This is a genomic window from Amycolatopsis methanolica 239 (assembly GCF_000739085.1).
GTDB lineage: Bacteria > Actinomycetota > Actinomycetes > Mycobacteriales > Pseudonocardiaceae > Amycolatopsis_E > Amycolatopsis_E methanolica.
Map to the genome: position 1 here is coordinate 2,970,652 of NZ_CP009110.1, position 21,597 is coordinate 2,992,248.

Below are 21,597 nucleotides of genomic sequence, written 5' to 3' on the forward strand. Positions count from 1 at the left end.
GACCCGGTGTGCCCGCCAGCAAGGACAGCACGGCGTTGACGATCATGGATTCCCCCAGTCCCGTCACCGACTACGAGAACCTGGGCGACGCGTTCGCCTTCGCCGCCGCGCACCCGCCCCGCCGCGGGCCCGACCCACGCGTCACCGTCGTGGTGCCGGCGAAGAACGAGGCGGCGAACCTGCGTGAGATCCTGCCCGAGCTGCCGCCCGTGCACGAGGTGCTGGTCGTCGACGCCGACACCGGGGACGGCACGCCGAAGGTCGCGCGTGCGGCGCGGCCGGGCGTGCGGGTCATCAAGCAGACCCGGCGCGGCAAGGGCAACGCCCTGGCCTGCGGCTTCCTCGCCGCGTCCGGCGACGTGATCGTGATGTTCGACGCCGACGGCTCGGCCGATCCGGCGGAGATCCCGCGGTTCGTGGAAGCGCTCACCGACGGCGCGGACTTCGCCAAGGGCACCCGGTTCGCCCCGGGGGGCGGCAGCCACGACATCACCCACCTCCGCGCCGCGGGGAACTCCGGGCTCAACCGCCTGTCCAACACGCTGTTCAGCGCCGGGTTCACCGATCTCTGCTACGGCTACAACGCGTTCTGGCGCGACCTGGTCCCGATGCTGAACCTGCCGCCGGTGTTCGCGCCGGCCGGCGAGGAGATGCTGTGGGGCGACGGTTTCGAGATCGAGACCGTGATCAACTGCCGGATGGCCGCGCTGGGACTGTGGATCACCGAGGTTCCCAGCGTCGAGCGGGCCCGCCTGCACGGCGAGACCAACCTGCGCACCTTCTCCGACGGCGGCCGGGTGCTGCGCACGCTGGTCGCCGAATGGCAGCGGGTCGGCCGCCAGCGCCGCAGCCGCCGGTTCGGCCTGTTCACCCCGGAGCCGGTCGTGGACACCCCGGCGCCGCTCGCGCTGGACACGGGAGCCCCCGAAGCATGACCTCGTTCGACACCACCGTGGTGATCTGCGCCTACACCGAAGAGCGCTGGGACGACCTGACCGCGGCGGTCGCCTCCGCCCGCGACCAGTCCGCGCCGCCGCGCGAGATCATCGTGGTCATCGACCACAACCCGGAGCTGGAGCGGCGGGCCGCCGCGGAGTTCGTCGGCGTGACGGTGGTGCCCAACGCCGGGCGGCGCGGCCTGTCCGGCGCCCGCAACACCGCGGTCGGGCTCGCCAAGGGCGACGTGATCGCCTTCCTCGACGACGACGCCGAAGCCGCGCCGGACTGGCTGGAGCAGCTGCTGGCCGGTTACCGCGACCGGGACGTGCTGGCCGTCGGCGGCTCGGCCCGCCCGCGCTGGCCGGACGGGCGGCGGCCGGCCAAGCTCCCGGCCGGCCGCGGGTCGGTGCACGGCGAACTGGACTGGGTCGTCGGCTGCACCTACACCGGGCAGCCCACGGCGGAGGCGCCGGTGCGCAACCTGATGGGCTGCAACATGTCCTTCCGCCGCGAGGCGTTCACGCTCGCCGGGCTGTTCTCCGAGGACCTCGGGCGCATCGGGCGCACGCCGCTCGGCTGCGAGGAGACCGAGCTGTGCATCCGGCTGCGCCAGGCCTCGCCCGGCGCGCGGATCGTGTTCCGGCCGCAGGCGGTGGTGCGCCACCGCGTCACCCCGGAGCGCACCACGTGGGCCTACCTGCGCCGCCGCGGCTGGGGCGAAGGGCTGTCCAAGGCCTACGTCTCGCGCCTCGTCGGCAGCGAGGCGGCGCTGTCCACCGAGCGCGACTACCTGAGCCGGACCATCCCGGCCGCCGTGGTGCGTGAGTTCGGGTGGCTCGCGTTGTTCCGCACGTCCGGTGCCGCCGGCGTGCTCGGGCTGGTTACCGTGGTGTCCTCGACCGCGGCCGGGTACCTGCGTGGCAAGGCGCAGATCCGCCCGGCCCGGCCGCGCCCGTCGTCGCTGGTGCACGGGCCGATCCACATCGCCACCGTGGACGCCCGCACCGCACCCGAGGAACTGCCCGTGCCGCACCGGCCGGTCGGTCACTACCGCGCGGCGCAGGTGCTCGTCCGCGACGGCGATCGCACCCTCGACGTCCTGCTGCTCCCGGTGGAATGCGGCGTCGTGCGGCTGCCGAAGCTGGCCACCGCGCCCGCTCCGCGGCGACGGCCGGAGTTCACCCGGCCGCCGGTCAGCGTCGTGATCCCGACCGCGTACCGCAAGCGGCAGGCGGTGGCCAGCGCCCGCGCCGCGCTGGCGGCCGGGTACCCGGACCTCGAGGTGATCGTGGTCGACAACCTGCCGCGGCTGCTCGAGGGCGACGACTGGCTGCGTGGCGAGGTGGAGGCGCTGGGCGCGCGGTACGTGGTGGAGCCGCGCAAGGGCGTCAGCATCGCCCGCAACACCGGCGCCCGCGTCGCGAGCCACGGCCTGATCGCGTTCGTCGACGAGAACATCACCGTCGAACCCGGCTGGTTCGACGCCGTCACCGAGGAGTTCGCCGCCGACCCGGCGGTCGGGTGCGTGACCTCGCTCGTGCTGCCCGCCAGCCTGGAGACCGACGCCGAGGTCCTGTTCGAGCGCCTCAAGGGCTACAGCAACTCGGTGCGGTGGCAGCGGATCGACCGGGACACCGCGCGCGAGGACCCGCTGTACCCGCTGTCCATGGCGCGCTACGGCCCGGGCAGCTGCGCGACCTGGCGGCGGGAGGTCTTCGAGGAGCTCGGCGGTTTCGACCCGCTGCTCGGCGCGGGCACCCCGACGATGGCGGGGGAGGACCTGGACCTGTTCGTGCGGCTGGCCTACGCCGGCGGCGCGGTGGTCCACACCCCGCACGCCGTGGCCCGGCACATCCACCGTGCCGACTGGCTCGAACTGCGGGAGCGGATGCGCGGCTACGGCGTCGGCCTGGCCGCGATGCTCGTGCTGTCCGTGCGGCGCCGACCGGTTTCGGCGTTCTCGATCCTGCGCCGGGTGCCCCGCGGGGCGGCCCGGCTCGCGTCCCGCACCCCGGAGCTCCCGCTGTCCGACCGCGCCGCCCGGTCGCGGCTGCGGCAGCTGCGCCGCGACGAGCGCCTCGGGCTGCTCGGCGGCGCGGCGGCCCTGATGCGGGCCCGGGGTGAGGCCGGAACCGGCCGCCGGTGAAGATGGAGGGCGACGGGCAGGAAGGGCGCGTGTGGTCGAGCAGCAGCTGAGGATCCGGCGGTACACCGCCTACGGGCTGCTTGCTGTCTGCCTCGTCACGATCGTGCTCGTCTGGTCCGGTTTGGACTTCTTCCTGCGGCCGCTGGCGGTCCTGGTGTTCGTGCTCACCGCGCCCGGCTGGGCCCTGATCTCCTACGTCAACGTGCGGCACCTGTCGGTGACCTGGGTGAGCGCGGTCGGCATCTCGCTGGCGATCACCCTGATCGTGGCGCAGGTGCTGGTGCTGACCCGCTTCTGGCACCCGGAGGCGGCGGTCGTGGCGCTCGCGTTCGTCACCGCCGTCCCGCTGGCGCACCACGTGCTGCGCAGCCGCCCGGGTGAGGCCCGATGACGGTGGACCGGAAAACGGCCCCGGGCAAGGGCATGGTGGCCGACGGGCTCGCGTTGTCGGCGTCGGCCGCGATCACCGCGCTCGCCGGGCTGGTCGGCTGGGTGCTGGCCGCGCGGCTGCTGCCAGCCGCCGCGGTCGGCGACACCTCGGCGTTCGTGTCCGGGTTCCTGCTCGTCGCCGGGATCGCCGAACTCGGCCTGGGGCCCGCGGTCCTGCGCTGGCTGCCGCGCGCCGGCGCGCAGCGGCCGCGGCTGCTGCTGCGCACCTACCTCGCGGTCCTGGCCGGCGGCGTGGTCGGCTCGGTCGTGTTCGTGGTCGTGCCCGCCGGGGCCGAGGTGGTGCACCGGGTGCCGGCCGGGGTCGCCTGGTTCCTCGTCGCCGGGATCGGCTGGACCTTGTTCCAGTTCCAGGACGAGGTGCTCACCGGGCTCGGCCTGGCCCGCTGGGTGCCTGCGGAGAACACCGCGTTCTCCGTGGCCCGGCTGGGACTGCTCGCCGGGCTGGGGCCGGTGGCGGGCGCGCTCGGGCTGGTGCTGTCCTGGGCGGTGCCCACACTGATCGGGGTCGTGGTCGTGACCATCCTGATCCGGCGTTCGGTGCGCCGCACCTCGCCCGCGCTCGCGCCCGGAGTCCTGCCCGGGCGCCGGGAGATCGTGCGGCTGCTCGCGCCGTCCTACCCGGCCATGGTGTGCGTGGTCGTGCTGTACAACCTGGTGCCGCTGATCGTGCTGCACCGTTTCGGCGCCGAGGCCAACGCCGTCTTCTTCGTGGTCTGGACCGCGATCAACGCGCTCGACGTCGCCGCGACCGCATTCGTGAACCCGCTCGTGGTGCGCCTGTCCGCCGAGCCGGGGCACGCCCGGTCGCTGGTCACCGACGCCGGCAAGCGGCTGGTGCTGGTGTTCGTGCCGCTGCTCGCCATCGGCGCCGCTCTGGCCTGGGTCATGCTGGCGATCTTCGGCGCGGAGTACACCGCGGGCACCGGCCTGCTGCGGGTGCTGCTCGCCGCCCAGGTGCCGCGGCTGGTCGTGGTGCTCGGCGTGGCCGTGCACCTGGCCGCGGGCCGGGGCGCCGGTGTCGCGGTGCTGCAGGCCGTGACGGCCGCCTCCGCCGTCGTGCTCGCCCTGCTGGCGCCGACCGAGTTCGGCTTCGGGGTCGGCATGCTCGCGGCGCAGGCGGTGATCGCCGCCGCGGTGCTGGCCGACCTGCGGCGCCGGGTGTTCGGGGCGCGTCCGTGACCGAACCGCCCACCCGGTTCCTGCGCCCGGTGCGCCCGAACCGCACCAGCCGCCCCTCGCCCCGGCCGCGGGAGCCGATGCGGTTCACGCAGCCGCCCCCGCCGGGCACGCCCACCCGCTACATCCCGGCCTCCGGCAGGCTGGCTGCGCAGCCGAAGCCGGAACCGCCGTCGCGCGCGGTCGAGTCCCGGCCCCGCCTGGGCACCGGCGCCGGACGGCCCGCGTTCCTCGCCGACCCGTTCTTCGGTCCCGGCCTCGCCGGGGTCGCGGTGGTGCTGTGGATCATCGGGCTGCACCCGATCCCGCCCGAGTCGATCGGCGGGCTCGGGCTCGTGGCCGAACTGTCGGTGCCCACGCTGCTGTCCTACCCGCTGCTGGTCGCCGCGGTGGTGCTGGAACTGCTGCGGTACCGGCCGCGCACCTGGCTGCTGTCGCTCTACACGCTCGTCGGCGTGCTCGGCGTGTACGGGCTGCAGCCCGCGGTCGAGGAGGTCGCGCGGCTGCCGGTGGCCTGGCTGCACGCCGGGTTCGCCGACTACATCGCCACCCACGGCGACATCCTGCACGACTACGACGCGCGGTTCTCCTGGGCGGGGTTCTTCGCCCTGGTCGCGATGATCACGCGCGCGGCCGGGCTGCCGGACGCGATCCCGTTCCTGAACTGGGCGCCGGTGCTGCTGTCCGGGCTCGCGGTGCTCGGCGTGCGTGCGCTGGCCGTGTCCGCGCTGGGCAACCGCCGCGCGGCGTGGATCGCGCCGTGGCTCTATCTCGTGGCGAACTGGACCGAACAGGACTACTTCTCGCCGCAGGGCACGGCGATGGTCCTGATGCTCGCCGCGCTGACGCTGACCTTCCGGCACCTCGTGCGGCCCCGCCTCACCGAACCGGTCAAGGCGCGGCTGCGGGCCCGGCTCGCGCCGCGGTCCAGCCCGAAGGCGCGGCTGGTCGCGCAGGGCGCCGTGGTGCTCATCGGGCTCGCGCTCGCGCCCACCCACCAGCTGACCCCGTACGTGCTCGGGGTCCTGCTGCTGCTCCTGCTGGTGTTCGGGCGGCTGTGGCCGGCGTGGATGCCGTTCGTGGTCCTCGGCGGCGCGGTGGTGTGGTTCTCGCTGGGCGCGGCGGAGTTCTGGAGCGGCCAGCTGGTCCAGATGATCCTCAGCCCGCTCGGCGACGTCGGTTCCTCGGTGGACGAGGGCATCGTGGCCCGGTTCGCGGGCAGCCCGGGCAGGCTCGTGGTGCTCACCGTGCGCATCGGGATCACGCTGTTCGTCGCGGGCATGGCGGCCTACGGCATCTGGCTGCTGCGCCGCGACTCGCTGAAGTCGTGGCTGCTGCCCGCCCTGAGCGTCGCGCCGTTCGGGCTCGCCGTGGCCCAGCCCTACGGCGGCGAGGTGTTCATGCGCTGCTTCCTCTTCTCGCTGCCGGTGATGGCCCTGCCCGCATCGCTCGCGCTGGAGAAGGCCGTGACCGCCGCCCGCAGGCTGCGCTGGCGCAACCGGCCCGGGCACACGGTCCTCGCCGCCGGGGTGCCGTGGGTCGTGCTCACCGGCTTGCTCGCCTCGACGGTCACCGCGCGCGGCGGCAACGACGCCTACATCAGCTTCCACGCGAGCGACATCGCCGCCGCGAGCTGGGCGGTGCACGAGGCGCAGCCGGGGCAGCGGGTGGACTCGCTGGTCAACTCGGTGCCGCTGTCGTTCGCCCGGGTGGGCGAGGTGTCCCAGTTCGAGGTCGACGGCTACTGCGAAAACGTCATGGACGACATCCCCGCGCTGGTCGCCTGCCTGCGCCTGAAGGGCCCCGATTATCTTGTGCTCACCGAGCCGCAGTGGGCGTACCTGAAGATCTTCGAGCAGGTGCCCGACACCTACGGCGCCGACCTCGTGCGCGAGCTCGAGGCCACCGGGCTGTACCGCCTGGTGTTCGACGACCAGGGTTCGCTGGTGCTCGGCCGGACGACGCCCGCCGACAAGTTCGTGCAGGGCAGTGGCGGAGGGAACACGTGAACCAGACCCGGTCCCTGGGACGGCGGCTGAAGGACCAGGTGCACATCGAGCTGTGGTCGATGACCGTCGGGGCGATCGTGAACGGCCTGCTCGGCAGCGCGCTGGTGCCGCGGCCGCTCCGGCTGCTGGGCTACCGCGCGTTCGGCGCGCGCATCCACTCCGGGAACATCTTCCCGGGGCTGCGGATCCACGGCGCGCTGCGCAACGTCGAGATCGGCCGCCGCACGTTCCTCAACGCCGAGTGCTACCTGGAGTCGGTCGGCCCGATCACGATCGGCGCGGCCTGCCAGTTCGGGCCCCAGGTCATGATCATCACCTCGCACCACCCGACGCTGCCCGACGGCACGGTGTCCCGCGTCGCCGAGGCCAGGCCGGTCGTGATCGGCGACCGGGTGTGGGTGGGCGCGCGGGCCCAGATCCTGCCCGGCGTGCGCATCGCCGACGACGCGGTGATCGCCGCCGGCGCGGTGGTGGCGCGCGACTGCCCGGTACCCGGCGTCTACGCGGGGGTGCCCGCCCGCCTGGTGCGGCAGACGTCCGTCGTGGCGGAGCCGGCGTGAGCCAGGCCGACTTCATCACCCTGGTCACGGCGCTGTTCGGGGTGGCGTTGCTCGTCGTGCTCGTGGTGCGGACGGTGCTCAAGGAGATGGCGGTCGGCCGCCGGTCGACCGACACCGCCTCCGCGCGCACCGAACGGATCCGCACGCTGGACCTGGTGGCGGTGGGGCTCACCGTGCTCACCGCGATCGGCGCGATCTGGCGGATCGTGGTGGGCCTGACGTTGTGACCGGCTCAGCCCGGCAACCGGATCGCCAGCGGGGGCACCCGCACGCTGAGCCCGCCCGACCGGACCAGCCCGCTCTCGGGCCGCGGGTTGACCACGACCTCGCCGCCCGGCGCGCTGAACTGCAGCACGTCCGCGGGCCGCTGCACGTCGACCAGCCCCTCGCGCAACCGCGGCGCCAGCCAGGTCCACGCGGCGGTCAGGCTCGTCGGCCGCAGCACCTCCGCGCCGGGCCGCGCCGCCGACCACAGCGCGGCGTAGGGCAGGTCGTCGCTGGCTTCCGGTTGCCACAGCAGCATCGTGGCCGCACCCGCCTCGGCGGCCCGGGCCACCGCGTCCAGCGTGGCCACCGCCCGCGCCTGGTCCAGCGGCACAGGGTTCTCAGCACTCTCGGCGGTGGTCCGGGTCCCGGTGGGCGGGGGAGCGGTCTCCGGGTAGAACTCCGACCACCACACCGGCAGCCCGGTGAGGCTGTGCGCCCAGCGGGTCGCGTCGGCGTAGAGCTGGCTCGCCTTGTCCGGCGTGGTGATCAGGCCCTTGTCGCGGGTGCCGGTGGAGGCGTCCAGCGCGACGAAGTCGGCGCCGTGCTTGTGCTGGTTCCAGTACTCCACGACGTCCAGCGACCGCTGGTCGACCACGCCGTAGGGGCCGCGCATCTCGGACGGGTGGTCCGTGGCCGCAGCCGAGGACCAGGTGTTCAGCACGACGTACGGGCCGCCGATCAGCGCGTCCGGCCGCACCGCCTTCACCGCGTCGTAGACCTGGTTGTACAGGTCGGTGTAGCCCTTCGCGTCCCAGGCGCCGGCCTCGGCGTCCCAGAACCCCTTGAGCTCGTTCCACACCTGGAAGTACCTGACCTGCGGGTAGCGCTTCGCGACCGTCGCGGACAGGCGCGCGAAGTCGTCGAAGTGCGCGGGCAGCGGGGCGGTGGCCAGGTCGTCCCAGTCGGTCGTGCCGGGCGCGCCGCCCTTCATCCAGTCGGGCGCGCAGCACAGGGTGATCACCGGGGTGCCGCCGGTGCGCTCGATCAGGTCCATCCGCTCGTCCAGGCGGGACCAGTCGAAGCTGCCGGGCGCCGGCTCGGGGTTGCCCACGCCGAAGCCCATGATGTGCTGGTTCTGCAGCATCGGGGTGGCGCCGAGGATCTGTTCCCCGCTCGTGCGCTGCCCGGGTGTGAGCCACGAGTCGAGGCTGTACTGTGCGTGCGTCACGCCGAGTACGAGCCCATCCCCGGCGCCGGGCAGCAGCGTCACGGCCGGTGGCGCCGGGGGGGCGTCCCGATCAGCCGGAGGCCAGCCGCCGAACAGCCCCGCCACGAGCAGGGCCACCATCGCCAAGATCCCCACGCGTGCCAGCATGCGTGACCCATCACCGTTTTGCCTTTTCAGAGCTACACCCGGAAGGGGGAAAAGCAGTGAGCGCGGCCGCGGTCTCCGTGTGCGTCCCGGCCTACCAGTCCGGCCGGTACATCGCCGACACCGTCTCCAGTGTCCTTTCCCAGACCTTCGACGACTTCGAGCTCGTCGTACTGGACAACGCCTCGACCGACAAGACCCCGGACGTCCTGCGGGGCTTCACCGATCCGCGGCTCAAGGTGCTCCGCAACGACCGCGTGCTGCCGCTGGCGGAGAACTGGAACCGCGTCGTGGCCGAATCTAGCGGCCGCTTCGTGAAGCTGGTGTGCGCTGACGACCTGCTGCACCCCGACTGCCTGCGCCGCCAGTACGAGGTGCTGGCGACCGACCCGGCGATCGCGCTGGTGTGCGCGCGCCGCGACATGATCAACGAGACCGGCGAGGTGCTCGCCGCGAACCGGGGGCTGCGCGGGCTGATCGGCCGCCACGAGGCGAGCGCGGTGATCCGCAAGATCGTCCGGCACGGCGGCAACCCGCTCGGGGAGCCCGGCGGCGCGCTGTTCCGGCGCGCCCAGTTCGACGCGGTCGGCGGGTGGGACGCGCGCTGGAAGTTCCCGATGGACCTGGCGCTGTGGATCGGGCTGCTGGCCCACGGCGACTTCTTCGGCCAGCGGGAGTCGCTGGCGGCGTTCCGGATCGGGAGGGACTCCCTGTCGGCGCGGGCGCAGCGCGCGGAGTACGCCGAGCAGCGCGCGCTGTCCAAGGGGCTGGCCAGCGATCCGGTGTGGGGCGTGCGGCCGGTCGACCGGCTCGTCGGCGCGGCGATGGCGCCGGGCGCGCGGCTGCGGCGGCAGGCGTTGTTCCTGGTCGCCAGGCGACAGGGCGAGCGGGGCTAGATCAACCACCCGTACGGGGGGGCGATAAGTTGTCGCCGTGGTGCGTCGCGTAATCATCCTGGTCGCCTGCGTCGTACTCGTGGGTGTTGCGATCCTCGCCGTCCGGGTGACATCCGAGCGCTTCGACAACTCGGGCGAGCAGACCTCGCCGACCGTGGTCACCGAGGCGCCGAGCTCCGCCGTGATCACCCCGGAGCGGTCCGACGAGGCCGCGGTCAACTACGGCTGGCGGCTGACCGCGCAGGACGACTTCGACGGCCGCCGGGTCGACCGGACCAAGTGGAACATCTACGACGGGTTCAACCCGGTCTCCGGCGAGACGCTGAGCGAGAGCCAGTGCGTGGTGAAGGGCGGCACGCTCACCCTCGTCGGTGACGGCGACGCCACTGCCGCCACCTGCGGCATCGCGTGGCGCGAGGACCAGGCCTACGGCCGGTGGGAGGTGCGGGCGCGCTTCCCCGCGCCTGCCGACCACGACTTCAACCCGGTGCTGCTGCTGTGGCCGGAGAGCGACACCAACACCGACGGCGAGATCGATTTCGCCGAAATCTACGACCCCGCGCGCCAGTACGTGGAGAGCTGGCTCCACGGCCCGGGCAACGTCGACGCCGGCCACACGCGCAAGGACCTCGACATCACCCAGTGGCACAACTACGCCGTGGAGTGGCAGCCCGACCACGTCACCTGCTACATCGACGGCGTCGCGTGGGCGACCTACGGCAGGCCCGGCACCATCCCGAGCGTGCCGATGCACCTGGCCATCCAGCAGAACCACAACAAGCACAAGGCCGAGCCGCCGATCCGCAGCACGGCGGAGGTCGACTGGGTGCGCATCTACGAGTGACCATCCGCACACGGGAAATAGTCAAGCGCTCAACTAGGTTGTGAGGGAGCGAAGGCACAAGATCCGTCCCCCGGGAGTTCCCATGACTTCGACCGCCAGTCTCGCCGACGCCCTCCACGTGCCGCAGGACGTGCAGGACCTGCTGTTCCGCGAGGCGCGCACCGCGAACTCGTTCTCCGACGAGCCCGTCAGCGAGGAGCAGATCCAGGCGATCTACGACCTGGTGAAGTGGGCGCCGACGTCGATGAACACCCAGCCGCTGCGCGCGCTGGTGATCCGCACCGAGGAGGGCAAGCAGCGGCTGCTGCCGCACATGTCCGAGGGCAACCGCGCCAAGACCGCGAGCGCCCCGGTGACCGTCGTGCTGGCCGCCGACACCGACTTCCACGAGAACCTGCCCAAGACCTTCCCGCACAAGCCGGACGCGAAGGACCTCTTCGCCGACGAGACCGGCCGCGAGGGTTTCGCCCGCCTGAACTCACTGCTGCAGGTCGGCTACTTCATCATCGGCGTGCGCGCCGCCGGGCTGGCCGCCGGCCCGATGACCGGCTTCGACGCCGCCGGGGTCGACAAGGAGTTCTTCGCCGACCGCAACTGGAAGTCGCTGGTCGTGGTGAACGTCGGCAAGCCGGGTGAGAACCCGTGGTTCGACCGGCTGCCCCGCCTGGACTACGACGAGGTCGTCGAGACCGTCTGAAGTCCCTCGCGGAAGGCCGCGGGCGGGCGGCGGATAGCATCGGTGGGACATCACTTCGTTCGAAGGAGCCCATCGTGAACCAGCCGTCGTCCGCCGCAGCCGCACCCGCCAACAGCGTGGTGGTGCCGGCCGGGACCACGGCCGGAGCCGCGATCCGCGAGGCGGGCCTGCCGACCAAGGGGCCGGACGCGATCGTCGTCGTCCGCGACGCCGACGGGCGCCTGCGCGACCTGGCGTGGGCGCCCGAAGCGGACGCCTCCGTGGAGCCCGTCGCGGCGAACACCGAGGACGGCCGCAGCGTCATCCGCCACTCCGCGGCGCACGTGCTCGCCCAGGCCGTGCAGCAGCAGTTCCCGGAGGCCAAGCTCGGCATCGGCCCGCCCGTGAAGGACGGCTTCTATTACGACTTTCTCGTCGACAAGCCGTTCACCCCGGAGGACCTGCAGGCGCTGGAGAAGCGCATGAAGCAGATCATCAAGGGGGCGCAGCAGTTCTCCCGCCGCCGCTTCGACTCGGTCGACCAGGCGCGCGCGGAGCTGGCGGACGAGCCGTTCAAGCTCGAGCTCATCGACCTCAAGTCCGATGTGGACACCTCCGAGGTGATGGAGGTCGGCGGCGGTGAGCTGACGATCTACGACAACCTCGACCCGCGCACCAAGGAGCGCGTGTGGAGCGACCTGTGCCGCGGCCCGCACGTGCCCACCACGAAGTTCATCCCGGCAGTCAAGCTGACCCGCGTGGCCGCCGCGTACTGGCGCGGCAGCGAGAAGAACCCGCAGCTGCAGCGCATCTACGGCACCGCGTGGGAGTCGGCCGAGGCGCAGGACGCCTACCTGGAGCGGCTGGCCGAGGCGGAGCGCCGCGACCACCGCCGCCTCGGCGCGGAGCTGGACCTGTTCTCCTTCCCCGAGGAGATCGGCTCCGGCCTGCCGGTGTTCCACCCGAAGGGCGGCATCATCCGCCGCGAGCTGGAGAACTACTCGCGCCGCCGCCACGAGGAGTCCGGCTACGAGTTCGTCAACACCCCGCACATCACCAAGAGCGGGCTGTTCTACACCTCGGGCCACCTGCCCTACTACGCCGACACGATGTTCCCGCCGCTTCCCCTGGAGGGCGAGGAGTACTACCTCAAGGCGATGAACTGCCCGATGCACCACCTGATCTTCAAGTCGCGCGGGCGGTCCTACCGGGAGCTGCCGCTGCGGCTGTTCGAGTTCGGCACGGTGTACCGGTATGAGAAGTCCGGTGTGGTGCACGGCCTGACCCGCGTGCGCGGGCTGACGATGGACGACTCGCACATCTACTGCACCCAGGAGCAGATGCCGGGCGAGCTGCGGTCGCTGCTGCGGTTCGTGCTCGACCTGCTGGCCGACTACGGCCTGTCCGACTTCTACCTGGAGCTGTCCACCCGCGGCGACTCGGACAAGTTCATCGGCTCGGACGAGGAGTGGGAGGAGGCCACCGAGACGCTGCGGCAGGCCGCTGTCGACTCCGGCCTGGAGCTGGTGCCGGACCCGGGCGGCGCGGCCTACTACGGCCCGAAGATCTCGGTGCAGGCCAAGGACGCCATCGGCCGGTCCTGGCAGATGTCGACCATCCAGCTGGACTTCAACCACCCCAAGCGGTTCGAGCTGACCTACACCGCCGCCGACGGCAGCCGCAAGCAGCCGGTGGTCATCCACCGCGCGCTGTTCGGCTCGATCGAGCGGTTCTTCGGCGTGCTCACCGAGCACTACGCCGGCGCGTTCCCGGCGTGGCTGGCGCCGGTGCAGGTGGTCGGCATCCCGATCGCCGACGAGCACGCCGAGCACCTGCGCGGTGTGGAGAAGGCGTTGCGCGCCAAGGGGATCCGCGTCGAGGTGGACACCAGCGACGACCGGATGCAGAAGAAGATCCGCACCCACACCACGCAGAAGGTGCCGTTCATGGTGCTGGCAGGCGCCAAGGACGTGGAGGCGGGCGCGGTGTCGTTCCGGTTCCGGGACGGCAGCCAGATCAACGGGGTGCCGGTGGCCGACGCGGTGGAGGCCATCACGAGCTGGGTCGAGCGGAGGGAGAACAGCTCGCCGACGGCCGAGGCGCTGAAGGCGGTCCTGCCTTGACCGAGCCGGAGCTGGTGGGCCAGGACGGCGTCGGGGTGCCGGACGCGCTGCAGCGCCTGTGGACCCCGCACCGGCTCGCTTACGTGCAGGGGCAGGACAAGCCGGAGGGCGACGAGCCCGAGGGGTGCCCGTTCTGCCGCCTGCTCGGCATGGACGACGCCGACGCGCTGATCATCGCGCGGGGTGAGCACGTGTGGGCGGTGCTGAACCTGTACCCGTACAACCCGGGGCACCTGATGGTGCTGCCGTACCGGCACGTGGCGGACTACCCGGACCTGACGGTGGAGGAGACGCGGGAGCTGGCGGAGTTCACCCAGCACGCGATGAAGGTGGTGCGGTCGGTGTCCGGGGCGCACGGGTTCAACATCGGGATGAACCAGGGCGTGATCGCGGGCGCAGGCATCGCGGCGCACCTGCACCAGCACCTGGTGCCCCGCTGGGGCGGCGACGCGAACTTCATGCCGGTGATCGGCCAGACGAAGGTGCTGCCCCAGCTGCTCGGCGAGACGCGCGAGCTGCTCTCGGACGCCTGGAAACGGGTCCAGTAGCGCGAAAGGGTCCGGACGGAGTGCCCGTCCGGACCCTTTTCCCGACGAAGTTCTCAGGCCTGCAGGCCGGCTTCGATGTTCAGCTCGATCTTCACCTTGTCGCTCACCACGGCGGCCGGGATGGTGGCGCCGACGCCGAAGTCGCTGCGCTTGATCTCCGTGGTGGCGGAGATGCCGAACACCTTGGTGCCTTCGGCCATGCCGTCGGCGAAGCCGCCGACCTCGGCGGTCAGGGTGACCGGCCTGGTGACGCCGTGCAGGGTCAGCTCGCCGTCGATGAAGTACTCGCCGTCCTCGGCGCGCACGCCCGTCGACACGAACTTCAGCGTCGGGAACTGCTCGACGTCCAGGAAGTCGGCGCCCTTCACGTGCGCGTCGCGGTCGGCGTTCTTCGTGTCGATGCTGTCGGCCTTGATGGTCGCGGTCACCTTCGAGTCCGCGAGGTTGGCGCCGGTCACGATCTCGCCCTCGACCTCGGCGAAGCGGCCGCGGACCTTGGACACACCCAGGTGGCGGACGACGAAGTCGACGTCGGAGTGCACCGAGTCGATGGTCCAGGTGCCCGCGATGTAGCCGGGGATCTCGGTCGTCGAAGCGGTCATGTGGTTGTCTCCTCACAACGAAGCTTGGTTGAGCCCTCAACCACACCCTAGCGAAGGGATGGTTGAGGGCTCAACTAGGGCTACTATGTGAGACATGTCCGAACCGCGATGGCTCAGCGAAGACGAACAGCGTGTGTGGCGCGCGTTCTCGGTCGCCGTCACCATGCTGCGCGGCCACGTGGATTCCCAGCTCCAGCGCGACGCCCGCATGCCGCACACCTACTACGAGGTCCTCGTCGTGCTGTCCGAGGCCCCCGGCCGCACGCTGCGGATGAGCGAGCTGGCCGAGAAGTGCCATTCGTCACGCAGCCGGCTCTCCCACGCGGTCGCCCGCCTGGAGGCCAACGGCTGGGTGCGCCGCGACAGCTGCGGCACCGACAAGCGCGGCTCGTTCGCGAAGCTGACCGACCGCGGCTTCGCCGCACTCGAAGCCGCAGCTCCCGGGCACGTCGAGGCCGTCCGCGAGGCCCTGTTCGACGCGCTCACCCCGGACCAGGTGCGGGCGCTGGGGGAGATCTCCGAGGCGATCCGCGACAAGCTCACGCCCCGCTGCGCCGAGGCCGTCGCGGCCGAGGAAGCCCGGCTGGACCGCCTCGCCTGAGCGCGCCCGGCGCCTTGGGCGCGCCGCGTCACCGGATCGTCGTAGCGGGTGGATAGGCTGCGGTCAGCAAACCGACCCCGCAGCCCCAGGTGGAACGCCGAGAGCGATGGACATGCCCGCCGATACCGCCACCCCCACGATCTGATGCTGAACATCTTCGCGCGAGCGTCCGTCTCGCGAGCCCTGGACCCGCTCGGCCACGCTCTGGTGCGGGCCGGGCTGACCCCGAACGCGATGACCATGATCGGCACGGCCGGCGCGATCGCCTGTGCCCTGGTGTTCTTCCCGAACGGGATGCTGCTCGCCGGGACGTTCACCGTGTGGGGCTTCGCGATGCTCGACCTGCTCGACGGCGCGATGGCCCGCGCCCGCGGCTACGGCACCCCGTTCGGCGCGACCCTCGACGCGACCTGCGACCGGCTCGCCGACGGCGCCCTGTTCGCCGGCATCGCGTGGTGGTGCTTCGCGGTCGAGCACAACCTGCGCGCCGCGGCGGCCTGCCTGATCTGCCTCGTGCTGGCGCAGGTGATCTCCTACATCAAGGCCCGCGCCGAGGCGGAGGGTCTCAAGGCCGACGGCGGACTGGTCGAACGCGCCGAGCGGCTGATCATCGCGCTCGTCGGCACCGGGCTGGAGGGCCTCGGGGTGCCGTTCGCCGTCGAGGGCACGCTGTGGCTGCTCGCCGCCGGCTCGATCGTCACCACGGTCCAGCGGATGCTGGCCGTCGCCGCCTCCGCCAGGGAGGCGGGCTGATGGGCCGGTTCGGCGAGCGGATGGCCGACTTCGGCTACGCGGCCGGCTGGAACGTGGTGCGCCGCCTGCCGGTGCCGCTGGCGAAGGCCGGTTTCGGGCTGGCCGCGGACTTCGCGGCCTGGCGCAAGGGCGCCGGCGTGCGGCAGTTGCGCCGCAACCTGGCCCGCGTCGTGCCGCAGGCCGACGAGACCGAACTCGACGAGCTGACCCGGCAGGCCGTGCGGTCCTACGCGCGCTACTGGCACGAGGCGTTCCGGCTGCCCACGATGGACGCGGACGGCATCCGGGCCCGGGTGGACGCGACGATCAGCGGCGTGGAGAACCTCGACGCCGCGCTCACCGAGGGCAACGGCGCCGTGGTCGCCTTGCCGCACAGCGGGAACTGGGACGTGCCGGGCATCTGGGCGGTCGGCCGGTACGGCCCGTTCACCACGGTCGTCGAACGGCTCAAGCCGGAGTCGCTGTTCCAGCGGTTCGTCGCCTACCGCGAGTCGCTGGGCTTCGAGATCCTGTCCGCGGACGGCGGCACCGGCTCGTTCCGGTTGCTGCTGCAGCGGTTGCGGGAGAACCGGGTGGTGTGCCTGATCGCCGACCGCGACCTGTCCGGCAGCGGGGTGCCGGTGTCGTTCTTCGGCGAGAAGACGAGCATGCCGGCCGGCCCGGCCCGGCTGGCCGCCAGCACGGGCGCCGCGCTGCTGCCGGTGGGCAGCTGGTTCACCGAGGACGGCTGGGGCATCCGCATCCATCCGCGCATCCGCGTCGCGCACCGCACCGAGGTGCCCGCGGCCACCCAGGCGCTGGCCGACGTCTTCGCCGGCGACATCGCCGCGCACCCGGCGGACTGGCACATGATGCAGAAGCTGTGGGCCGCAGATTTCGAGGAGGCGACCTTTTCGGCGGAGGAAGCGGCGTGAAGGTCGGGATCGTCTGCCCGTACTCCTTCGACGTCCCCGGCGGTGTCCAGGGGCACGTCACGGACCTGGCGCGCGCGTTGCGCGACCGCGGGCACGAGGTGTCGGTGCTGGCGCCCGCGGACGACGACGCCGACCTTCCCGACTTCGTCCACCCCGCGGGCAAGGCGCTCGGCATCCCGTACAACGGCTCGGTGGCCCGGCTTCAGTTCGGTCCGGTGTCCTACGCGCGGGTGCGGCGGTGGCTGCGTGAGGGCGGGTTCGACGTGCTGCACCTGCACGAGCCCGCCGCGCCGAGCCTGTCGCTGCTGGCGCTGAAGGTGGCCGACGGCCCGATCGTCGCGACGTTCCACACCTCCACGCCGCGGTCCCGGACGCTGTCGGCGTTCCAGCCGGTGCTGCGGCCGTTGCTGGAGAAGATCACCGCGCGCATCGCGGTGTCCGCGCTGGCGCGGCGGGTGCAGGTCGAGCACGCCGGTGGCGACGCGGTGGAGATCCCGAACGGCGTCGACGTCGAGTTCTTCTCCCGGGCCAAGCCGCTGGAGGGGTATCCGCGGGCCGGCGGCACGATCGGGTTCGTCGGCCGGTTCACCGAGCCGCGCAAGGGCATGGACGTGCTGCTGGAGGCCGCCCGCCGCCTGCTGCCGGAGTTCCCGGAGCTGCGGCTGCTCGTGGTGGGGCGCGGCGAGGCCGACGCGCTGCGCCGGATGGCGGGCCCGGAGCTGGCGCCGCACCTGGAGCTGCTCGGGCAGGTCGACGACGCCACGAAGGCGCGGGCGCTGCGCAGCGTGGACGTCTACTGCGCGCCCAACACCGGCGGCGAGAGCTTCGGGATGATCCTGACCGAGGCGATGGCGGCCGGGACGGCGGTGGCGGCGAGCAACCTCGACTCGTTCCGCCGGGTGCTCGACGACGGGCGCGCCGGGGCGCTGTTCACGACCGGCGACAGCGCGGCGCTGGCCGGCTGCCTGCGTGATCTGCTCGGCGACCCGGCGCGGCGGACGTCGCTGGCCGCCGCGGCGGGGGAGCGGGTCGCGATCTACGACTGGCCGGTCGTGGTGACGCAGGTGCTGCGGGTCTACGAGACGGCGATCGCCGCCGACCCGCGGCGGGTCAGTGCGGAGGACGCGCCGCTGTGAACTGGTTCGTGCTGGTCGTCGCGATCGTCGCGGCGATCGTCGTGCTCGGCGGGTTGTTCCTGGTCGCCACCGCCAACCGGCTGGACCGGCTGCACGTCCGGCTGGACGCCGGGTGGGCGGCGCTGGACGCGGCGCTGGCGCGGCGGGCGGTGGTGGCGCGCGCGGTGGCGGCCGTCGACGGCGCGGCGCCCGGCCTGCGTGAGGCGGCGGACATCGCGGAGAAGGCCCCGCGCGCCGAGCGGGAGGTCGCGGAGAACGAGCTGACCCGGCTGCTGGAGTCGGTCGACCGCGCCCGGCTGCCCGCGTCGCTGGCCGAGGAACTGGCCGACGCCGAGCACCGGGTGGTGATCGCGCGGCGCGTGCACAACGACGCGGTGCGGGACACGCTGGCGCTGCGACGGCGGCGGAAGGTGCGGTACTTCAAGCTGGCGGGCACCGCGCGGCAGCCGGAGTACTTCGAGATCGCGGAACCACCGGTGCCGGGCGCTTAGGATCCGCGTATGGCTACGGAAGACTCGGCGTGCGCGGTGGCGCACGGCGCGGATGATTCGCAGGCGGACACGCGGACGCTGGTCGCGGTGTTCGCCTCGCCGGTCGCGGAGTTCCTGCTGCGCTACGGCGAGGACCTCGGCTACCGGACGCTGCTGTTCGAACCGGACCCCGCCCGCGCGGTCCCGGGCGTGAAGGTGGCGGCCGAGTTGCCGGACCTGGACGCTGACACGGACGTCGTGGTGACCGACCACCACCGGCCCGAGCTGGGCGCCGCGCTGCGGGACGTGCTGGCGCGGCCGGTGCGCTGGGCTGGGGTGATGGGCAACCCGCGGCACGAAGGCCCGCACGTCGAGGCGTTGCGTTCGCTGGGCGTGGCCGAGGCCGACATCGCGCGGGTGCACCGGCCGATCGGCCTGGACATCGGCTCGCGCCGCCCGGCGGAGATCGCGATCGCGACGCTGGCCGGGCTGATCGCGGATCGCAACGGCCGCCCTGGTGGTTTCTTCGGCCGCTGAGGCCTCCGGCGGTTCCCTCCGCAGACCGCGTGCGCGGCGCTGGTGGGCGCGGGTGCCGCCTCCGGCTCACTCCCGGGCGGCTCGCACCGCGGCGCCGGCCGCGGCCACATCCAGGTCCACCACCACGAAATCGCCGTCCGGCCGGCCCCGCTCGGACACCGCGAGCCCGATCAGCGCCAGCTCGGCCGCGCGGTCGCGCAGCACCCACTGCTCCGGCGTCTCCGGCTCCACCGGGCCGGTCTCGTCGCGCTGCCAGGCGGCCACGGCGGCCTCGGCGAGCGCGCGGGGCAGCCGGACGGTGATCCGGTGCGCACCGATCGCCGTGCCGATCGCCGCCAGCACCGCCGCGTCCTCGTGGTAGCGCTTGCTGGTCATGCGGCGAGAATAGGCAACCCACCGCGGCCAGCGCCCGTGAATTTCAGGCGTGCGCCGCCACCAGGTTGTCCGGCATCGGGTCGTAGCGCGTGTGCCGCCGGGTGAACGTCGCCGTGCCGGAGCTCAGCGACCGCAGCTCCGTGGTGTACCGCAGCAGCTCGGTCGCGGGCACCTCGGCGCGGACGATGCTCCGCCCGCCGCTCACCGACTCCGTCCCCAGCACCCGGCCACGCCGCGAGGACAGGTCGCCGAGCACCGCGCCCAGGTACTCGTCGGGCACCCGGACGTCGACCTCGTCCAGCGGTTCGAGCAGCACCACCCGCCCGTTCGCGGCGGCCTCCTTCAGCGCCAGCGCGCCGGCGGTCTGGAACGCCGCGTCCGAGGAATCCACGCTGTGCGCCTTGCCGTCGACGAGCGTCACGCGCACGTCGACCACCGGGTAGCCGGCCACCAGCCCGCGTTGCAGCTGCGCCCGCACCCCCTTCTCCACACTCGGGATGAACTGGTGCGGCACGGCCCCGCCGACGATCCGGTCCACGAACTCGAACCCGGCGCCCCGCGGCAGCGGCTCGACCTCGATGTCGCACACCGCGTACTGGCCGTGCCCGCCGGACTGCTTCACGTGCCGCCCGTGCCCCTTCGCCGGCGCGGCGAAGGTCTCGCGCAGGCTCGTCTTCACCGGCTCGGTGTCCACCTCGGCCCCGCCTGCCCGCAGCCGGGACAGCACGACGTCCGCGTGCGCCTCGCCCATGCACCACAGGACCAGTTGCGCCGTCTCGGCATTGCGCTCCAGCCGCAGCGTCGGGTCGCCGGCCACCAGGCGGGACAGGTTGCGCGCCAGGGCGTCCTCGTCGCTGCGGTTGCGGGCTACGACGGCCACCGGCAAGAGCGGCTCCGGCATCGGCCACGGGCGCATCAGCAGCGGGTGCTCGGGGGAGGAGACGGTGTCGCCGGTCTCGGCCGACCCGACCTTCGTCAGCGCGCACAGGTCACCGGCGACGCAGTAGGGCACCTCGCGCAGGTTCGCGCCCAGCGGCGAGTACAGGTGCGCCACCCGCTCGTCGGTGTCGTGGTCCTCGTGGCCGCGTTCGGCCATGCCGTGCCCGGACACGTGCACCGGCCGCTCGGGCCGCAGCGTTCCGGAGAACACCCGGACGAGCGACACCCGCCCGACGTAGGAGTCGACCGCGGTGCGCACCACCTCGGCGGCCAGCGGCCCGTCCGGGTCGGTGCTCAGCTCGGGGTGCGGGGCGCCCTCGGGCGTGGTGACCGGCGGCAGCTTGTGCTCCAGCGGTGACGGGAAGGCGCGGACGATGCCGTCGAGCACCTCGGCCAGCCCCACGCCGGTGGCCGCGCACACCGGGATCACCGGGTGGAAGGACCCGCGGGCCACGGCCGTCTCCAGGTCCGAGACCAGCGTGTCCTCGCTGATCTCCTCGCCCGCGAGGTAGCGGTCCATCAGGGTTTCGTCCTCGCTCTCGGCGATGATGCCCTCGATCAGCTCGTTGCGCGCCTCGGTCAGCCGCTCCAGGTCCGCGGGCGACGGTTCGCCGAGGCGCGGCAGGAAGCCGTCCGAGTAGTCGTACAGCCGGCGCGTGATCAGCCCGACCAGGCCCGGCTCCGGGCCGCTCGCGGGCAGGTACAGCGGCAGCACGCCGGCGCCGAACGCGTCCTGGCACGCGGCGATCTCACCCTCGGGGTCAGCGCGGTGGTGGTCGAGGCGGGAGACGATCACGGCGCGCGGCATGCCCACCGCGGCGCACTCCTCCCAGATGGCCACCGTCGCCGGGTCGACGCCCTCGGCCGAGCACACCACGAACAACGCGGCGTCGGCGGCACGCAGACCGGCCCGCAGCTCGCCCACGAAGTCGGCGTAGCCGGGGGTGTCGATCAGGTTGATCTTGTGCCCGTCGTGCGTCACCGGCGCGACGGAGAGCCCGACCGAGCGCTGCTGGCGCACGGCCGCCGGGTCGTGGTCGCAGACCGTGGTGCCCTCCACAACGGAACCGGCCCTGGTCACGGTGCCGGACACCGTGAGCAGGGCCTCGGTGAGGGTGGTCTTGCCGGAGCCGGACGGACCGACCAGGACCACGTTGCGAACCTTGACCGGGTCGTCTACAGCGACCGCGGCTCCGGCATCGACGGTGCGGGCTTGTTTGTCGGCCATGACGGGCTCCCCGGGGACGACGCTGTCGAAAGGTGTGTCCTCGATCACACACCCGGCGAGCATGGTCCGGCAACCCCGCGCGGACAGGTTGTGCCC

22 protein-coding genes are annotated in these 21,597 nt (G+C 72.8%); 18 read left to right on the forward strand and 4 right to left on the reverse strand.

Features of this window, described 5'->3' with window-relative positions; all coding sequences use genetic code 11:
• Positions 1 to 8: 8 nt before the first annotated feature.
• From AMETH_RS14250 to AMETH_RS14280, 7 genes are read left to right on the forward strand one after another with little or no spacing between them, the layout of a single operon-like run.
• A complete protein-coding gene (locus AMETH_RS14250; RefSeq protein WP_017987935.1) occupies positions 9 to 935 on the forward strand; it encodes a glycosyltransferase family 2 protein in 927 nt (308 codons plus the stop codon).
• A complete protein-coding gene (locus AMETH_RS14255; RefSeq protein ID WP_017987936.1) occupies positions 932 to 3,085 on the forward strand; it encodes a glycosyltransferase family 2 protein in 2,154 nt (717 codons plus the stop codon). Before AMETH_RS14250 ends, AMETH_RS14255 begins: the two co-directional genes overlap by 4 nt.
• A 31-nt stretch (positions 3,086 to 3,116) precedes the next feature.
• The gene (locus AMETH_RS14260; protein WP_017987937.1) at positions 3,117 to 3,476 is read left to right on the forward strand and encodes a hypothetical protein; all 360 of its coding nucleotides are present in this window, start codon (positions 3,117 to 3,119) and stop codon (positions 3,474 to 3,476) included.
• Positions 3,473 to 4,714 (forward strand): lipopolysaccharide biosynthesis protein, encoded by a 1,242-nt coding sequence (locus AMETH_RS14265; protein ID WP_017987938.1) that lies wholly within the window; start codon positions 3,473 to 3,475, stop codon positions 4,712 to 4,714. Before AMETH_RS14260 ends, AMETH_RS14265 begins: the two co-directional genes overlap by 4 nt.
• Entirely contained in the window at positions 4,711 to 6,720 is a 2,010-nt protein-coding gene (locus tag AMETH_RS14270) for a hypothetical protein (RefSeq protein ID WP_017987939.1), read from the forward strand. Before AMETH_RS14265 ends, AMETH_RS14270 begins: the two co-directional genes overlap by 4 nt.
• Positions 6,717 to 7,280, forward strand: a complete 564-nt coding sequence (locus tag AMETH_RS14275) for an acyltransferase (RefSeq protein ID WP_017987940.1) — start codon at positions 6,717 to 6,719, stop codon at positions 7,278 to 7,280. Before AMETH_RS14270 ends, AMETH_RS14275 begins: the two co-directional genes overlap by 4 nt.
• Entirely contained in the window at positions 7,277 to 7,507 is a 231-nt protein-coding gene (locus tag AMETH_RS14280) for a hypothetical protein (protein ID WP_017987941.1), read from the forward strand. Before AMETH_RS14275 ends, AMETH_RS14280 begins: the two co-directional genes overlap by 4 nt.
• Positions 7,508 to 7,512: 5 nt before the next feature.
• Here AMETH_RS14280 and AMETH_RS14285 read toward each other — a convergent pair whose 3' ends face one another.
• Entirely contained in the window at positions 7,513 to 8,862 is a 1,350-nt protein-coding gene (locus AMETH_RS14285) for a glycoside hydrolase family protein (protein ID WP_017987942.1), read from the reverse strand.
• A 56-nt stretch (positions 8,863 to 8,918) separates the two neighbouring features.
• Between AMETH_RS14285 and AMETH_RS14290 the strand changes: the two genes are divergently transcribed.
• The 5 genes from AMETH_RS14290 (at position 8,919) to AMETH_RS14310 (ending at position 13,946) form a co-directional block, all read left to right on the forward strand.
• A complete protein-coding gene (locus AMETH_RS14290) occupies positions 8,919 to 9,755 on the forward strand; it encodes a glycosyltransferase family 2 protein (RefSeq protein ID WP_017987943.1) in 837 nt (278 codons plus the stop codon).
• A 37-nt stretch (positions 9,756 to 9,792) separates the two neighbouring features.
• Positions 9,793 to 10,599 carry a glycoside hydrolase family 16 protein gene (locus AMETH_RS14295; RefSeq protein WP_017987944.1) on the forward strand — a complete coding sequence of 269 codons (807 nt, stop codon included), beginning with the start codon at positions 9,793 to 9,795 and terminating at the stop codon, positions 10,597 to 10,599.
• A gap of 82 nt (positions 10,600 to 10,681) precedes the next feature.
• Positions 10,682 to 11,296 (forward strand): malonic semialdehyde reductase, encoded by a 615-nt coding sequence (locus AMETH_RS14300; protein WP_017987945.1) that lies wholly within the window; start codon positions 10,682 to 10,684, stop codon positions 11,294 to 11,296.
• 74 nt (positions 11,297 to 11,370) lie between these two features.
• On the forward strand, positions 11,371 to 13,398 hold the full coding sequence (thrS, locus tag AMETH_RS14305) for a threonine--tRNA ligase (RefSeq protein WP_017987946.1): 2,028 nt from the start codon (positions 11,371 to 11,373) through the stop codon (positions 13,396 to 13,398).
• Positions 13,395 to 13,946: an HIT family protein gene (locus AMETH_RS14310; RefSeq protein WP_017987947.1), complete on the forward strand. Its 552-nt coding sequence runs from the start codon at positions 13,395 to 13,397 to the stop codon at positions 13,944 to 13,946. The genes thrS and AMETH_RS14310 overlap by 4 nt, the downstream gene beginning before the upstream one ends.
• Positions 13,947 to 13,999: 53 nt before the next feature.
• On the opposite strand, the gene AMETH_RS14315 is transcribed toward AMETH_RS14310, so the two are convergent.
• On the reverse strand, positions 14,000 to 14,548 hold the full coding sequence (locus tag AMETH_RS14315; protein ID WP_017987948.1) for a YceI family protein: 549 nt from the start codon (positions 14,546 to 14,548) through the stop codon (positions 14,000 to 14,002).
• 94 nt (positions 14,549 to 14,642) lie between these two features.
• Between AMETH_RS14315 and AMETH_RS14320 the strand changes: the two genes are divergently transcribed.
• The 6 genes from AMETH_RS14320 to AMETH_RS14345 all read left to right on the forward strand — a co-directional run bounded on the left by AMETH_RS14320 (position 14,643) and on the right by AMETH_RS14345 (position 18,959).
• Positions 14,643 to 15,149 (forward strand): MarR family winged helix-turn-helix transcriptional regulator, encoded by a 507-nt coding sequence (locus tag AMETH_RS14320; RefSeq protein ID WP_017987949.1) that lies wholly within the window; start codon positions 14,643 to 14,645, stop codon positions 15,147 to 15,149.
• A gap of 144 nt (positions 15,150 to 15,293) precedes the next feature.
• Positions 15,294 to 15,902, forward strand: coding sequence for a phosphatidylinositol phosphate synthase (pgsA, locus tag AMETH_RS14325; protein WP_017987950.1), 609 nt, complete (start codon positions 15,294 to 15,296; stop codon positions 15,900 to 15,902).
• Positions 15,902 to 16,816, forward strand: a complete 915-nt coding sequence (locus AMETH_RS14330; RefSeq protein ID WP_017987951.1) for a phosphatidylinositol mannoside acyltransferase — start codon at positions 15,902 to 15,904, stop codon at positions 16,814 to 16,816. Before pgsA ends, AMETH_RS14330 begins: the two co-directional genes overlap by 1 nt.
• Positions 16,813 to 17,952 carry a glycosyltransferase family 4 protein gene (locus AMETH_RS14335; RefSeq protein WP_017987952.1) on the forward strand — a complete coding sequence of 380 codons (1,140 nt, stop codon included), beginning with the start codon at positions 16,813 to 16,815 and terminating at the stop codon, positions 17,950 to 17,952. Before AMETH_RS14330 ends, AMETH_RS14335 begins: the two co-directional genes overlap by 4 nt.
• Positions 17,949 to 18,443: a hypothetical protein gene (locus AMETH_RS14340; RefSeq protein WP_017987953.1), complete on the forward strand. Its 495-nt coding sequence runs from the start codon at positions 17,949 to 17,951 to the stop codon at positions 18,441 to 18,443. The genes AMETH_RS14335 and AMETH_RS14340 overlap by 4 nt, the downstream gene beginning before the upstream one ends.
• A 9-nt stretch (positions 18,444 to 18,452) precedes the next feature.
• Entirely contained in the window at positions 18,453 to 18,959 is a 507-nt protein-coding gene (locus AMETH_RS14345; protein ID WP_026153974.1) for an XdhC family protein, read from the forward strand.
• Between the two features lie 66 nt (positions 18,960 to 19,025).
• Here the strand turns inward: AMETH_RS14345 and AMETH_RS14350 are convergent, their stop codons facing one another.
• Complete coding sequence (locus AMETH_RS14350) at positions 19,026 to 19,334, reverse strand: hypothetical protein (RefSeq protein WP_017987955.1); 309 nt, start codon at positions 19,332 to 19,334, stop codon at positions 19,026 to 19,028.
• A 43-nt stretch (positions 19,335 to 19,377) separates the two neighbouring features.
• The gene (locus AMETH_RS14355) at positions 19,378 to 21,501 is read right to left on the reverse strand and encodes an elongation factor G-like protein EF-G2 (protein ID WP_026153975.1); all 2,124 of its coding nucleotides are present in this window, start codon (positions 21,499 to 21,501) and stop codon (positions 19,378 to 19,380) included.
• Positions 21,502 to 21,597: the final 96 nt, after the last annotated feature.

Bases quoted from the DNA above. Each gene is read 5' to 3' on its own strand.
- AMETH_RS14255 (WP_017987936.1), top strand. From the start codon at position 932: ATGACCTCGTTCGACACCACCGTGGTGATCTGCGCCTACACCGAAGAG.
- AMETH_RS14265 (WP_017987938.1), top strand. From the start codon at position 3,473: ATGACGGTGGACCGGAAAACGGCCCCGGGCAAGGGCATGGTGGCCGAC.
- AMETH_RS14285 (WP_017987942.1), bottom strand. From the start codon at position 8,862: ATGCTGGCACGCGTGGGGATCTTGGCGATGGTGGCCCTGCTCGTGGCG.
- AMETH_RS14300 (WP_017987945.1), top strand. From the start codon at position 10,682: ATGACTTCGACCGCCAGTCTCGCCGACGCCCTCCACGTGCCGCAGGAC.
- AMETH_RS14315 (WP_017987948.1), bottom strand. From the start codon at position 14,548: ATGACCGCTTCGACGACCGAGATCCCCGGCTACATCGCGGGCACCTGG.
- AMETH_RS14320 (WP_017987949.1), top strand. From the start codon at position 14,643: ATGTCCGAACCGCGATGGCTCAGCGAAGACGAACAGCGTGTGTGGCGC.
- pgsA (WP_017987950.1), top strand. From the start codon at position 15,294: ATGCTGAACATCTTCGCGCGAGCGTCCGTCTCGCGAGCCCTGGACCCG.
- AMETH_RS14330 (WP_017987951.1), top strand. From the start codon at position 15,902: ATGGGCCGGTTCGGCGAGCGGATGGCCGACTTCGGCTACGCGGCCGGC.
- AMETH_RS14345 (WP_026153974.1), top strand. From the start codon at position 18,453: ATGGCTACGGAAGACTCGGCGTGCGCGGTGGCGCACGGCGCGGATGAT.
- AMETH_RS14350 (WP_017987955.1), bottom strand. From the start codon at position 19,334: ATGACCAGCAAGCGCTACCACGAGGACGCGGCGGTGCTGGCGGCGATC.
- AMETH_RS14355 (WP_026153975.1), bottom strand. From the start codon at position 21,501: ATGGCCGACAAACAAGCCCGCACCGTCGATGCCGGAGCCGCGGTCGCT.